This is a genomic window from Escherichia sp. E10V10 (assembly GCF_004211985.1).
Classification (GTDB): domain Bacteria; phylum Pseudomonadota; class Gammaproteobacteria; order Enterobacterales; family Enterobacteriaceae; genus Escherichia.
The window spans coordinates 1-13,536 of record NZ_RHJO01000014.1; the positions used below are offsets into that span (position 1 = coordinate 1).

Consider the following 13,536-nt stretch of genomic DNA (forward strand, 5'->3'; position numbering starts at 1 on the left):
AGTTTTTGTTGACCACTACAGATAAGATGCGCAAGCATCGCATCCGACAATAAGTGCCGGATGCGACCTACATTCACATGGCGCTTTTTATATCTGACGGTTTTTATTGAAGTTAATCAAACTACCCGCTTTGATAATCTCGCGCTCTTCAGCAGTCAGACTTTCCATATAGAGCGTAATCTCCGTTACCGGCGCATCTTTATGGATCACATAACCTTTAAATGTCGTACCTGGATTATCCAGCGCCGCTTTAACGCCAGGGATGTAAATGTAATCACCTACGTCAAAGTTCGGTGCCTCCGCCATTTGCAGCGGTAACATCCCCCAGTTGATGACGTTAGAACGGTAGCGTTTAGTCGCGTACTCCTCGGCAATATTCGCCAGACCGCCAATCACACGCTGGCAGCTCGCCGCCTGCTCACGCGCAGAACCATCACCTAGTTTGACCGCATAGACCATGCTGCCAATTTCAGTTTGCAGCGGATCAATATTTTCCTGACCAGCAATCTGCTTAATGCGCGCAAACACCTCTGCCAGTTCGCTGACATTCCCCGCCAGACGCTGATTTTCCAGCTCGGCAGTGGCTTTACTTCTGCCAACATAACCCGGATCACGGCGTGACAGGGTAAACTCCGCCAGACCAATTGGATTTGAACGATACGAAGAGGTTTCACCGGAAGGAATCAATTCGTCAGTGGTGGTCACTTCGTCGAGGATCTTCGAGCACACTTTGAGGACGATATTGTCAGTCAGCGCGCCCAATTCCGGCCAGTCTTTGATGTTCGGTCCGTAGATCAGCGGTTGCTGAGTCGCCCCTTTCACAAAGCCCTGATAAACACGGTTTTTATACGGCGTTACATCGAAGGCGTACTCCGGCACGTTGTCCCAGCAATCGAGTTCGCTGGCAGAGGTTAAATAGCCACCGTTTGCCGCAGTCGCAGCGATAGAACGAGCGTCCATCAACGCCACCGCTGACATCTGCCCATTGGCTGGCTTAGAGCCTTCGCGGTTCGGGAAGTTACGTGTGGTGTGGCGAATACTCAAACCGTTGTTGATTGGCGTATCGCCCGCGCCAAAGCATGGGCCGCAGAACGCGGTTCTGATGATTGCGCCTGCACCAATCAAATCGGCTACCACACCTTTTTTGGCGAGATCCATAAACACCGGCTGTGATGACGGGTAAACCGCCAGCGAGAAGGTGTCATTACCACAGGATTGACCGCGCAGCGCATTTGCTGCGGCGATAACGTTTTCATAGTTACCGCCAGAACAGCCAGCGATAATCCCCTGCTGCACTTTCAGGCGACCATTTTCCACTTTATCCAGCAGCGAGAGTTTGGCTTTACCGTGCGCCACGCGTTCGGACTCAATTTCAATCTCACGCAGAATGTCAGTCAGATTCTGGTTCAGCGTGTCGATTTCATACACGTTGCTCGGGTGGAACGGCAGCGCAATCATCGGTTTGATGGCACTTAAATCAACGCTGATGCAGCCATCATAGTACGCCATCGGTTGAGGGTTAAGCTGGCAGTAATCCTGGCCGCGACCGTGCAGCGCCAGCCAGTTATGGACTTCTTCATCAGTTTGCCAGACAGAACTTAAACAGGTCGTTTCAGTGGTCATAACGTCAACGCTGTTACGGAAATCGGTAGAGAGCACAGCAACACCGGGACCTACGAATTCCATCACTTTGTTTTTGACGTAGCCGTTTTTAAACACGGCGCCGATAATCGCCAGCGCCACATCCTGCGGCCCCACATACGGCGCAGGTTTTCCGGTCAGATGCACCGCAACCACGCCCGGATAGTCGATATCCCAGGTGTCATTAAGCAGTTGTTTTACCAGCTCGCCGCCGCCCTCACCGACTGCCATTGTCCCTAATGCACCGTAACGGGTGTGGCTGTCTGACCCGAGGATCATTTTGCCGCCGCCTGCCATCATCTCACGCATATATTGATGGATGACCGCAATGTGCGGAGGCACAAAAATACCGCCATAACGCTGAGCCGCCGATAAACCAAAAATATGGTCATCACCGTTAATGGTGCCGCCCACAGCACAGAGTGAGTTATGGCAGTTGGTCAGCACATACGGCAGCGGGAAACGTTCCATACCGGACGCTTTAGCGGTCTGTACAATACCAACAAAGGTAATATCGTGAGAGGCTAATGAATCAAACTTAATTTTAAGTTTATCCATATTTCCGGACGTATTATGAGAAGAGAGAATAGACCAGGCAATAGTGCCTTTTTTTGCTTCTTCTTTTTTTATTTCGCCGGTGAAATGTTCTTCGGCAATTATTTCGTTATTACTGGCGAGAAACACGCCTTTTTCAGATAACTTGATCATCAAATGCTCCAGATATCTGCGCACTGGAAAGTGCGCAGAAAGATAATGAAGGGATATTTACAGCATGTTCCAGCCGATCAGCATATTCCACCACCACACGCCGAGGGTGATATGCACCAGGAAGGTTAATATCGTCAGTACCGCACCGACCAACCACCAGGATTTAATATCGTTGTAACCCACACCAAAGATGACCGGACCAGCCGCGCCACCATAGTGAGTAACCATGCCGCCGTAGGAGTTGGAGAACAACAGTGCCAGCGCGGTTAACATTAACGGTGCACCGGAGACGTTCGCCAGCATGGCAAATACCGGTAACATGGCAACGATATAGGCACTACCGGAAGCGAAGAAATAACGCACGATGATGCTAAGGAAAATAATAACGAAGAAAGCAACGTTACCGTGACCATCAAATGCCAGGTTATTTTTAAAGACTTCAGCTAACCATTCGAAGAATTTAACTTTCGATAATAAGGAGCTTAAGCCGATAATACCGCCGTACCAGATTAATGTATTCCAGCCGCCTTTATTTTTAACCACGTCTTCCCAGGTAACGATTCCTAGCAGCAGCATGGTCGCCATAACAACGATTGCCACAGTGGATTCATCAACCCCGAGCGTTTTACTGAAAATCCAGCCCAGCAGCGCCAGCACAAAGACACCGAGCAGCATTTTTTCACGGATTTTCATCGGTCCCAGTTCAGCAAGGCCCGCTTTGGCGATGGTTTTGTTATCCACCTTTTTAATTTCTGGCGGATACATGGTGTAAATCACCAGCGGAGTGACCAGCAGCATAATGATACCCGGCAAACCGGCGGCCAACGCCCATCCTCCCCAGCTAATTTGCAGGTGCAGAATGTCGTTGATCATTTTCAGCGCCAGAATGTTCCCCGCCATTGCGGTAAAGAACATATAGCTGGTGGTTTTGGTGACCATGTAAATGGACATCATCAAGTAATGTCCGACACGACGCGGGCTTTTCTCAGGTTCTGACCCCAAAGCCACCGCCACGCTGTTGATGATCGGTAATACAATGCCGCCCGCACGCGCGGTGTTAGACGGTGTTGCCGGAGCCAGTACCAGATCGAGGAATACCGTAACGTAACCCAGACCCAGGGTAGTGCTACCAATTTTACCAATCAGCAAATAGGCAATACGTTTACCTAAGCCGGTGGTCACAAATGCGGCGCTTAAGGTAAACGCCGAGAACACCAGCCAGGTGGTACCTGAAGAGTAACCGCTTAATACGGCGGTGGTTTTAAACGCACCGTCGGATAAGTTACCAACCACCACCATCGAGGCAGCAACGGCAATTAACAGTACGACAGGTTCCGGGAAAGGCTTGATAACCAGCCCCACAATCGCCGCCAGGTAAATACCAAAAAGTACCCATGCCAGTTCGCTTAATCCTGCCGGGGCTGGCATAAAGCCAATAATACATGGGATCGCTAATATCAGAATTAGCTTCCATAACGATTTCTTATTCATTTAAAATCCTGTTCTTTCTGTATGACTCATACAGAAGTCCTTTATTGATTGTCCTTATCACGACAACGAAATTTTTCAGGGAAGATAAACTTCACCGGAAAATATTTTTCTGGTCGTCCGAATAACAGATGCACGTAACGTTGTGGCATCCTGACCTTCATTACTTAAATGAACGTCAAGCGCACCACTGGGGTGTTCAATATTGATATTGCCGTACCCCACAGAAGGGACGATTTGTCGGGTGACGGTGCCTTCCAATGCACAGCTACTGGAAATGGCAATAGCGCCAGTTATCGCCAGCGCGCGATGGCAAGAATGCGGCATAAAATAACGCACATTAATTGCCCCGCCTTTCTGCGCTGGAGAAATAAGCACAGGTTTAGGGATAACCATATTACTGACATCGCCTAAGCCCATTGCTTGACCCGCTTGCAGACGGATAGATTCAATGCGGGCTAATAATGCTTTGTCGGCATCCAGTTCCGCCGGTAATTCATAGCCTGTTTTGCCAAGATATTCAGCCGGAATAATGACGACTGGCATCGCCATATCAATACAGGTCACTGGAACATCGTCAAAATAATCAATCTGATTATCAGTCGGGAAGACTTTTCCGGTTTTTGTTCCTGCGGCATTCAGGAAAGTGAGAGCGACCGGTGCGGCTGTCCCTGGCACACCATCAATTCTGGCGCTACCCTCGTACTCGACAACACCATTTGGCGTTTGCACATCAGCTTCGATGAACGTACCAGTATTGACGTTGCGGATACGCACACGGGTGATAGGTGATGTCGCTGCAATCAAACCATTTTCAATAGCGAATGCCCCAACCCCAGACAGCATATTGCCGCAGTTTGGTGTCGTATCAACACGCTGCTCATGGACGATAACCTGAGCAAACAGATAATCGACATCAGCACGCAGATCGTCGGAACGGCTAATAATGGCGACTTTACTGGTCAGCGGATTACCGCCGCCGATACCATCTATTTCCAGATCGTTACCGGAACCCATAATTGCCATCAATATTTTATCGCGCTGCGTTTGATCTTCGGGTAAATGTTCCGCTAACAGGAACGCGCCCCTCGAGGTTCCACCTCGCATCATCACGCAGGGTATTTTTTTCATAATAATGCCCTCAATTTAAAAACATAACTTATTGCGATATGGTTACATTAAGGGCAAAGCATCTCTAATGACTTTAGCTCCACGATTAATAACATTTTTTCATTAATTTAAGTGATTAAATTGCAGTTAAACTGTTTAACTGTAAATCACTAAAACGCACCGCTTCCATTTTTCGGAGTAATAATGAAGCATGAATTATCAAGTATGAAGGCATTTGTTACGCTGGCAGAGTCCAGTTCATTTAACAATGCTGCTAAATTACTTAATATTACGCAACCTGCATTAACGCGCAGAATAAAAAAGATGGAAGAAGATTTACACATTCAACTTTTTGAGCGTACAACTCGCAAGGTTACGTTAACAAAAGCAGGAAAAAGGTTGCTCCCGGAAGCTCGGGAATTAATAAAGAAATTCGATGAAACGCTTTTTAGTATTCGTGATATGAATGCTTATCATCGTGGTATGGTGACGTTAGCGTGTATTCCGACCGCGGTATTTTATTTTTTACCACTGGCAATCGGTAAATTTAATGAGCTGTATCCCAATATTAAAGTGCGGATTCTGGAACAAGGCACGAATAATTGCATGGAATCGGTGCTGTGCAATGAATCTGACTTTGGCATAAACATGAACAATGTCACAAATTCATCCATTGACTTTACCCCACTGGTCAATGAGCCGTTCGTGCTGGCCTGTCGGCGTGACCATCCATTGGCCAAAAAGCAGCTGGTGGAGTGGCAGGAGTTAGTAGGTTACAAAATGATTGGCGTGCGTTCCTCCAGCGGCAACCGACTGCTGATTGAGCAAAAATTGTCCGATAAGCCCTGGAAACTGGACTGGTTTTATGAAGTGCGTCATCTTTCGACGTCATTAGGATTGGTGGAAGCGGGACTGGGGATTTCGGCGCTTCCAGGCCTGGCAATGCCTCATGCGCCCTATTCTTCGATTATTGGTATCCCATTGGTGGAACCCGTTATACGTCGGACATTGGGAATAATTCGCCGTAAAGATGCCGTACTTTCTCCAGCAGCAGAACGCTTTTTTGCCTTGCTGATTAATTTATGGACTGACGATAAAGACAATTTGTGGACCAATATCGTCGAACGCCAGAGACACGCGTTACAGGAGATAGGTTAATACTCCCGGCGCAGGAGATTCAGCGCCGGGTAAATCAGCGGTTAGTGTGCGTTCACCACAACCCACATTGGCCCCTGCCCTACCGCATAGCGGCCTTTTTCATGCAGCAGCCCCTGCTCGCCGACAATTTCGTATACCGAGATATGGTGCGATTTTTGCCCGGCGGCAATCAGATATTTGCCACTGTGATCAACATTAAAGCCGCGCGGCTGAGTTTCCGTTGGCTGGAAGCCTTCTTTACTCAACACGCTGCCATCTTCCGAAACGCTGAAAACGGTAATCAGACTGGCGGTACGGTCGCAGGCGTATAAATGACGACCATCCGGGGTGATATGAATATCTGCCGCCCAACGGGTGTCGGAGAAGTTTTCCGGCATCATATCCAGCGTCTGGACACATTCGATATTGCCGTGCGGATCTTTCAGTTCCCAGACATCCACTGAGCTGTTTAACTCATTGACGCAATATGCATATTGTTCGTTTGGATGGAACACCATATGACGCGGACCGGCCCCTTCAACGGTAGTCACTTCTGCCGGGTCCTGCGCCACCAGATGACCGTCATCGCTGACGGTAAACAGGCAAATACGATCCTGCTTTAATGCCGGAACCCACAGCGTACGGTTGTCCGGTGAGATATTGGCGGAATGGCAACCGTCCAGCCCCTCGACCACATCGACGACGCCCACTGGCAGGCCATCTTCCAGTCGCGTTACGCTCACGTTACCCGCATTATAAGAGCCGACAAAGACAAACTGCCCATGGTGGTCGGTGGAAATATGCGTCGGGCTACCCGGCAGCGCAGACTCTGCGGCAAATGTCAGTGCGCCATCATCTGGTGCAATGCGATACGCCAGAACGCGAAATTCGGGACGAACGCCAACGTAGAGGTAACGTTTATCCGGGCTGACCACCATCGGCTGCACCTGCCCCGGCACATCGACAACCTGTGTCAGCGTCAGCACGCCTTCATGATTCAGGTTCCAGACGTGAATTTGCTGGCTCTCAGGGCTGGCGATATAAACTGTTTGCTTCATGAATGCTCCTTTGCATTTAGCAACTGACTTTAACAGCTAAAATTAGTCGCTTTTGGCGGTGAATGCTGAATTAAAACGCAGAATTTTGTCCGATAGTGGTATCGGTGTACCATTCGCGCAGACGAAAATTCTTAACCTTAATCTGGAATACGCCATGACCACACGCGTGATTGCTCTCGACTTAGACGGCACCTTATTGACCCCGAAAAAGACTCTGCTTCCCTCATCGATTGAAGCGCTTGCCCGCGCTCGCGAAGCAGGTTACCAATTGATTATCGTCACGGGTCGCCATCACGTCGCTATTCATCCTTTTTATCAGGCGCTGGCGCTGGATACACCTGCTATTTGCTGTAATGGCACCTATTTGTATGATTATCATGCAAAAACTGTGCTTGAAGCCGATCCAATGCCCGTTAACAAAGCCCTGCAACTCATTGAGATGCTGAATGAACACCACATTCACGGTCTGATGTATGTGGATGACGCAATGGTCTATGAGCATCCGACCGGACATGTCATTCGCACGTCTAACTGGGCGCAGACTTTGCCGCCGGAACAGCGCCCGACTTTCACACAAGTCGCTTCTCTGGCTGAAACGGCGCAACAAGTTAACGCCGTGTGGAAGTTCGCTCTGACGCACGATGACCTGCCGCAGTTACAGCATTTTGGTAAGCATGTTGAACATGAGTTGGGTCTGGAGTGTGAATGGTCCTGGCACGATCAGGTTGATATTGCGCGCGGCGGCAACAGTAAAGGCAAACGCCTGACGAAATGGGTTGAGGCGCAAGGCTGGTCGATGGAAAACGTAGTCGCATTCGGCGATAACTTCAATGATATCAGTATGCTCGAGGCTGCCGGAACGGGTGTAGCGATGGGCAATGCCGATGACGCGGTAAAAGCACGCGCCAATATCGTGATTGGTGACAATACCACCGACAGCATCGCCCAGTTTATTTATAGCCACCTGATTTAATCAGGCGGTTATCGACACACTTTTAATTTGCGCGTATAGCCACAGGCCAGGTTTGATCGCCAGTTCATCCCTGGCCCACGGGCTTATTCGCGCCCACAGCGTTTTACCGCCGACTTCCAGTTCCACTTCCACCTGGCCGTTATCATCATAGCTATTGACGACTTTTGCGCGCAGCACATTGCGGATGCTGGTTTGTTGCGGCGGTTGTAAAACCAGAGAAACATCGGAAGCCTGGATGCGGATGCGTAGCGCGGCTTGCAGCGGTTCATCCAGCTTATTAACCCATAAATGCTGATCGCCCAGCGCCAGCGCGGTCATTGCGTAACGCGGATGATGTTCCAGTACCGTTACTTTCAGAATGCTGCTTTGTTGCTCTTTCGGCAGCCACGGATTCATCACGCTACTGCCCCACACTTCTTCCAGCGCCCCGAAAGCTTTCACCTGGCCGTTTTCCAGTACCATCACTTTGTCCGCCAGATGGAGGATTTCATCCAGCGAATGACTGACATACAGCATCGGAATGTTGATTTCCCGCGTCAGCCGTTGCAGATAAGGCAATAGCTCGCGTTTGCGCGGAAGATCCAGCGACGCCAGTGGTTCATCCAGCAATAATAATTCCGGAGCCGTCAGCAATGCCCGACCAATTGCCACACGCTGTTTTTCGCCTCCGGACAGGCTGCCCGGTAAACGGTCAAGCAACGGTTCAATGCCTAAAAGCGCCACCAGCTTATCGAACTGATCGACCATACTTTTCGCCATACCGTAGCGCAGATTGCCACGCACTTTGTAATGCGGGAACAGCCGTGCATCCTGAAACACATAGCCAACGCGACGCTTTTCCGGCGTCAGGCAGATACCTTTTTCGGCATCATTTAGTACCCGACCATTGAGGACAATCCGCCCTTTTTGCGGGCGCGTCAGTCCACTAATGGCGTTAATCAGCGAAGTTTTTCCGGCACCGGAGACGCCAAAGATAGCAGTGATGCCATTGGCGGGCAGCGTTTCATTAATGGTCAGGCAATGGTTGCCCAAGGTCTGGGAAAAATTCAGTTCCAGCATGATTAGCGCCCCGCCCGTTCACGGCTGATTCTGGCCAGCCATTCTGAAATCAACAGGGAGATCATCGCCAGCGCAATAGAAATAATGCAGAGTCTCGCCGCGCCGCTTTCACCGCCTGGGGTCTGGATCAGGGTATACATGGCAGAAGGAATGGTTCGCGTTTCACCTGGAATGTTAGAAACAAAGGTGATGGTTGCGCCAAATTCACCGAGCGAACGGGCGAAAGCCAGTACTGTACCGACGATAATTCCCGGCAACGTCAGCGGTAACGTGATAGTAAAGAAAACGCGCCAGCGCCCGGCCCCCAGCGTTCTTGCGGCCTGTTCCAGTTTGACATCAACCCCTTCCAGCGCCAGACGAATCGCCCGCACCATCAACGGAAAAGACATGACGGCGGCAGCGAGAACCGCGCCGCGCCAGCTAAACGCGAAGGTAATGCCAAACCAGTCATACAGGCGTTCGCCGATAAATCCGCACCGTCCCATAGAAACTAACAGCAAGTAACCGACAACCACGGGCGGTAACACCAGCGGTAGATGCAGTACGCTGTCGAGCAGAGCTTTGCCCGGAAACGTGCAACGCACCAGTAACCAGGCAAAAAAGATCCCAAACGGCAAGCTAAACAGCACAGCCAGGGAAGAAACTTTCAGGCTTAATAAAACCGCCTGCCATTCTGGATCGGTCAGTATCATTACTTAGTTGTAAATCCGTAACGTTTAAAGATTTCCGCAGCCTGCGGTCCCTTCAGATAATCGTAAAATGCTTTCACTGTCGCGTTGTTATGCCCTTCCACGACGGCAACTGGATATTCCACTTTTTTATGCGAATCTTCCGGGAAGGTGGCGACCACTTTTACCCCTTTGCTGGCAACTGCGTCAGAACCGTAGACAATACCCAGCGGCGCTTCATTACGTTCGACCAGCGCCAGCGCCCCACGAACATCTTCTGCCGGAGCCAGTTTCGGGGAGAGCGTATCCCATGCGCCCAGTTTTTGCAGAGCTTCTTTCGCATAAATGCCAGCCGGAACATGTTCCGGATCGCCAACCGCCAGGCGGCCGCCATTCAGCAGAGAGGTCCAGTTAGTTTTGCTGTCGATGGTGAAATCTTTCTGCTCGCTGGCTTTCGGTGCTACAACGACCAGGCTATTGCCGAGCAATGTTTGACGCGTGGCGGTATCAATTCCTTTTTTATCAATTGCATAATCCATCCATTTCTGATCGGCAGAAATAAACAGATCCGCTGGCGCACCTGCTTCAATCTGACGAGCCAGAGTAGAAGAGGAAGCGAAAGAAGAAACGACGTCTACGCCTTTCTCTTTTTTATACTGCGTAGCGATATCCTGCATCGCGTTGGTCAGTGATGCTGCGGCAAAAACCGTGATTTTCCCTTCATCCGCCAACGCATTGCCAGCAACAGTGAAAGAGAGCGCCGCCCCGGCAAACAGGTTTAACCATTTACGAGCCATTTGTAACCCCTTTATTTAACGTTATGTAGGCGTCAATATAGCGACAAGTTCGGAATTTTCCCAGCAGTTATTGTTAACCTTTGAGAGGTAGATAGAAAAAATATCGGCAGGAAAAGCAGGAAGTTGAGAAAAAGAAAATGCCCGACTCAGCGGGCATTCATGGAATCAATGATTTTGTCCAGGCTGGTCTTTTTTACCAACACCAGAAAAGATGTTGAATACTTCACCAAGACCGTAAATCAGACCCAGAATGATGGCCATCACGACAGGTACCATGATTACGGCGAATACCAGACTTTTTAATAACTCTAACATGGTCAACTCCAGATGTAGTCCTGTGACTATTCTAACCGTTAAGCACAGAAAAGCACTCCCCTTTTGTGCGGTCAGCTTTGCGTGGCGCTCATTTTCCGTCACAATAAGATTTTTGCCAGGACATTGTTATGCAGGCCGAAATCCTTCTCACCCTTAAGCTGCAACAAAAGCTCTTTGCCGACCCACGCCGCATTTCGCTACTAAAACACATCGCGCTTTCCGGTTCCATTAGCCAGGGAGCGAAAGATGCTGGTATCAGCTATAAAAGCGCCTGGGATGCCATTAACGAAATGAATCAGTTAAGCGAACATACGTTGGTTGAGCGCGCAACAGGCGGGAAAGGCGGCGGCGGCGCGATGCTGACCCGCTATGGTCAACGACTGATTCAGCTTTACGATCTTCTCGCCCAGATCCAGCAAAAAGCCTTTGATGTGTTAAGTGACGATGACGCCCTGCCGCTGAACAGCCTGCTGGCCGCGATCTCACGTTTTTCACTGCAAACCAGCGCCCGTAACCAATGGTTCGGCACCATCACCGCCCGCGATCATGATGACGTTCAACAGCATGTTGATGTCTTACTGGCCGATGGTAAAACACGGCTGAAAGTCGCGATTACCGCGCAAAGTGGCGCGCGTCTGGGGCTGGATGAAGGCAAAGAAGTGTTGATTCTGCTGAAAGCGCCGTGGGTGAACATTACCCAGGATGACACCGTAGCCCAGAGCGCCGACAACCAATTGCCGGGCATTATTCGCCATATAGAGCGCGGCGCAGAACAGTGCGAAGTATTAATGGCGCTACCCGACGGGCAAACCCTGTGCGCCACGGTGCCGGTAAATGAAGCGGCTTCTCTTGAGCAAGGACAGAATGTCACGGCCTACTTTAATGCCGACAGCGTGATTATCGCCACACTGTGCTAAGCGTGTTGACAATTTGTTATGAAACACGTATCCCTGTCAGTAATCGCTGCAAAAAATGGGATATAAAATGTCATCGTTGCAAATTTTGCAAGGCACGTTTCGTCTTAGCGACACAAAAACGCTGCAATTGCCTCAGCTAACGTTAAACGCGGGCGATAGTTGGGCGTTTGTCGGTTCGAATGGAAGCGGGAAGTCAGCGCTGGCCCGCGCGCTGGCCGGTGAACTTCCGCTTTTGAAAGGTGAACGGCACAGCCAGTTTTCCCACATCACTCGTCTCTCCTTCGAGCAATTGCAAAAGCTCGTCAGCGACGAATGGCAGCGGAATAACACCGATATGCTCGGCCCTGGCGAAGATGACACCGGGCGCACCACGGCTGAGATCATTCAGGATGAAGTTAAGGATGCACCGCGTTGCGCGCAACTGGCGCAGCAGTTCGGCATTACCGCCCTGCTCGACCGACGTTTTAAATATCTTTCCACTGGCGAGACGCGAAAAACCCTGCTGTGTCAGGCGCTGATGTCGAAGCCTGACTTATTGATTCTTGATGAACCGTTCGATGGTCTTGACGTTGCCTCACGTCAGCAGCTGGCAGAATTACTCGCCTCGTTACATCAGTCCGGTATTACTCTGGTACTGGTGCTCAATCGCTTCGATGAGATCCCGGAATTTGTCCAGTTTGCTGGCGTGCTGGCGGATTGCACGTTAGCGGAAACTGGCGCTAAAGAGGAACTGCTCCAGCAAGCACTCGTCGCGCAACTGGCGCATAGCGAACAGCTTGAAGGTGTGCAACTGCCGGAGCCGGATGAACCTTCAGCACGTCACGCCTTACCCGCCAACGAACCGCGCATTGTGCTGAACAACGGCGTGGTTTCTTATAACGATCGCCCCATTCTTAATAACCTTAGCTGGCAGGTGAATCTTGGCGAACACTGGCAAATTATCGGGCCAAATGGCGCGGGAAAATCGACATTATTAAGCCTGATTACTGGCGATCATCCGCAAGGTTACAGCAACGATTTGACGCTTTTCGGCCGACGTCGCGGCAGCGGCGAAACCATCTGGGATATTAAAAAGCATATCGGTTACGTCAGCAGTAGTTTGCATCTGGATTACCGGGTCAGCACTACCGTGCGTAATGTGATCCTTTCTGGCTATTTTGATTCGATTGGCATTTATCAGGCCGTTTCGGATCGCCAGCAAAAGCTGGTGCAGCAGTGGCTGGATATTCTCGGCATTGATAAACGCACGGCTGACGCCCCTTTCCATAGTCTTTCCTGGGGACAGCAGCGTCTGGCGCTGATCGTCCGCGCGCTGGTGAAACATCCAACGTTGCTTATTCTCGATGAACCATTGCAGGGGCTTGATCCGCTCAATCGCCAGCTTATCCGCCGTTTTGTTGATGTGCTGATTAGCGAAGGTGAAACGCAATTGTTGTTTGTTTCGCACCACGCTGAAGATGCGCCTGCCTGTATTACCCATCGTCTGGAGTTCGTGCCGGACGGTGACCTTTATCGTTATACACTCACCAAAATTAACTAAGTCTGTAATGCTGGCTGTGCCGGATGCGGCGTAAACGCGTTATCCGGCCCACGGTTCGACGCATCCAGGCATGAAACCGCATCTTTTTTTTCAGATAAAAAGCGCAATCATTCATAAACCCTCTG

At 50.3% G+C, this 13,536-nt stretch carries 12 protein-coding genes; 4 read left to right on the top strand and 8 right to left on the bottom strand.

All coding sequences use genetic code 11. From position 1 onward, the window contains the following. Positions 1-87 precede the first annotated feature (87 nt). The 3 genes from D9736_RS15470 to D9736_RS15480 form a co-directional block, all read right to left on the bottom strand. A complete protein-coding gene (locus D9736_RS15470) occupies positions 88-2,349 on the bottom strand; it encodes a hydratase (RefSeq protein ID WP_130258660.1) in 2,262 nt (753 codons plus the stop codon). A gap of 57 nt (positions 2,350-2,406) precedes the next feature. Then, a complete protein-coding gene (locus tag D9736_RS15475) occupies positions 2,407-3,840 on the bottom strand; it encodes an anion permease (protein WP_001036488.1) in 1,434 nt (477 codons plus the stop codon). A 75-nt stretch (positions 3,841-3,915) separates the two neighbouring features. After that, complete coding sequence (locus D9736_RS15480) at positions 3,916-4,968, bottom strand: 4-oxalomesaconate tautomerase (protein ID WP_130258661.1); 1,053 nt, start codon at positions 4,966-4,968, stop codon at positions 3,916-3,918. A 183-nt stretch (positions 4,969-5,151) separates the two neighbouring features. On the opposite strand from D9736_RS15480, the gene D9736_RS15485 reads away from it, so the two are divergent. Then, positions 5,152-6,105, top strand: coding sequence for a LysR family transcriptional regulator (locus tag D9736_RS15485; RefSeq protein ID WP_130222218.1), 954 nt, complete (start codon positions 5,152-5,154; stop codon positions 6,103-6,105). 41 nt (positions 6,106-6,146) lie between these two features. Here the strand turns inward: D9736_RS15485 and pgl are convergent, their stop codons facing one another. Then, positions 6,147-7,142 (bottom strand): 6-phosphogluconolactonase, encoded by a 996-nt coding sequence (pgl, locus tag D9736_RS15490; RefSeq protein ID WP_130209934.1) that lies wholly within the window; start codon positions 7,140-7,142, stop codon positions 6,147-6,149. A gap of 154 nt (positions 7,143-7,296) precedes the next feature. Between pgl and ybhA the strand changes: the two genes are divergently transcribed. After that, the gene (gene ybhA / locus D9736_RS15495) at positions 7,297-8,115 is read left to right on the top strand and encodes a bifunctional pyridoxal phosphate/fructose-1,6-bisphosphate phosphatase (RefSeq protein ID WP_000213425.1); all 819 of its coding nucleotides are present in this window, start codon (positions 7,297-7,299) and stop codon (positions 8,113-8,115) included. Here the strand turns inward: ybhA and modC are convergent, their stop codons facing one another. The 4 genes from modC to acrZ all read right to left on the bottom strand — a co-directional run bounded on the left by modC (position 8,116) and on the right by acrZ (position 10,954). Then, positions 8,116-9,174, bottom strand: a complete 1,059-nt coding sequence (gene modC, locus D9736_RS15500; protein ID WP_130258662.1) for a molybdenum ABC transporter ATP-binding protein ModC — start codon at positions 9,172-9,174, stop codon at positions 8,116-8,118. A 2-nt stretch (positions 9,175-9,176) separates the two neighbouring features. After that, positions 9,177-9,866, bottom strand: a complete 690-nt coding sequence (gene modB / locus D9736_RS15505; protein WP_130258663.1) for a molybdate ABC transporter permease subunit — start codon at positions 9,864-9,866, stop codon at positions 9,177-9,179. Then, a complete protein-coding gene (gene modA, locus D9736_RS15510) occupies positions 9,866-10,639 on the bottom strand; it encodes a molybdate ABC transporter substrate-binding protein (RefSeq protein ID WP_130258664.1) in 774 nt (257 codons plus the stop codon). Before modA ends, modB begins: the two co-directional genes overlap by 1 nt. A 165-nt stretch (positions 10,640-10,804) precedes the next feature. Then, positions 10,805-10,954: a multidrug efflux pump accessory protein AcrZ gene (acrZ, locus tag D9736_RS15515; protein WP_000891515.1), complete on the bottom strand. Its 150-nt coding sequence runs from the start codon at positions 10,952-10,954 to the stop codon at positions 10,805-10,807. Between the two features lie 128 nt (positions 10,955-11,082). On the opposite strand from acrZ, the gene modE reads away from it, so the two are divergent. After that, the gene (modE, locus tag D9736_RS15520; RefSeq protein ID WP_130258665.1) at positions 11,083-11,871 is read left to right on the top strand and encodes a molybdenum-dependent transcriptional regulator; all 789 of its coding nucleotides are present in this window, start codon (positions 11,083-11,085) and stop codon (positions 11,869-11,871) included. A gap of 67 nt (positions 11,872-11,938) precedes the next feature. Continuing rightward, the gene (modF, locus tag D9736_RS15525) at positions 11,939-13,411 is read left to right on the top strand and encodes a molybdate ABC transporter ATP-binding protein ModF (protein WP_130258666.1); all 1,473 of its coding nucleotides are present in this window, start codon (positions 11,939-11,941) and stop codon (positions 13,409-13,411) included. Positions 13,412-13,536 lie beyond the last annotated feature (125 nt).

Bases quoted from the DNA above. Each gene is read 5' to 3' on its own strand.
- D9736_RS15470 (WP_130258660.1), bottom strand. From the start codon at position 2,349: ATGATCAAGTTATCTGAAAAAGGCGTGTTTCTCGCCAGTAATAACGAA.
- D9736_RS15475 (WP_001036488.1), bottom strand. From the start codon at position 3,840: ATGAATAAGAAATCGTTATGGAAGCTAATTCTGATATTAGCGATCCCA.
- D9736_RS15480 (WP_130258661.1), bottom strand. From the start codon at position 4,968: ATGAAAAAAATACCCTGCGTGATGATGCGAGGTGGAACCTCGAGGGGC.
- D9736_RS15485 (WP_130222218.1), top strand. From the start codon at position 5,152: ATGAAGCATGAATTATCAAGTATGAAGGCATTTGTTACGCTGGCAGAG.
- pgl (WP_130209934.1), bottom strand. From the start codon at position 7,142: ATGAAGCAAACAGTTTATATCGCCAGCCCTGAGAGCCAGCAAATTCAC.
- ybhA (WP_000213425.1), top strand. From the start codon at position 7,297: ATGACCACACGCGTGATTGCTCTCGACTTAGACGGCACCTTATTGACC.
- modC (WP_130258662.1), bottom strand. From the start codon at position 9,174: ATGCTGGAACTGAATTTTTCCCAGACCTTGGGCAACCATTGCCTGACC.
- modB (WP_130258663.1), bottom strand. From the start codon at position 9,866: ATGATACTGACCGATCCAGAATGGCAGGCGGTTTTATTAAGCCTGAAA.
- modA (WP_130258664.1), bottom strand. From the start codon at position 10,639: ATGGCTCGTAAATGGTTAAACCTGTTTGCCGGGGCGGCGCTCTCTTTC.
- acrZ (WP_000891515.1), bottom strand. From the start codon at position 10,954: ATGTTAGAGTTATTAAAAAGTCTGGTATTCGCCGTAATCATGGTACCT.
- modE (WP_130258665.1), top strand. From the start codon at position 11,083: ATGCAGGCCGAAATCCTTCTCACCCTTAAGCTGCAACAAAAGCTCTTT.
- modF (WP_130258666.1), top strand. From the start codon at position 11,939: ATGTCATCGTTGCAAATTTTGCAAGGCACGTTTCGTCTTAGCGACACA.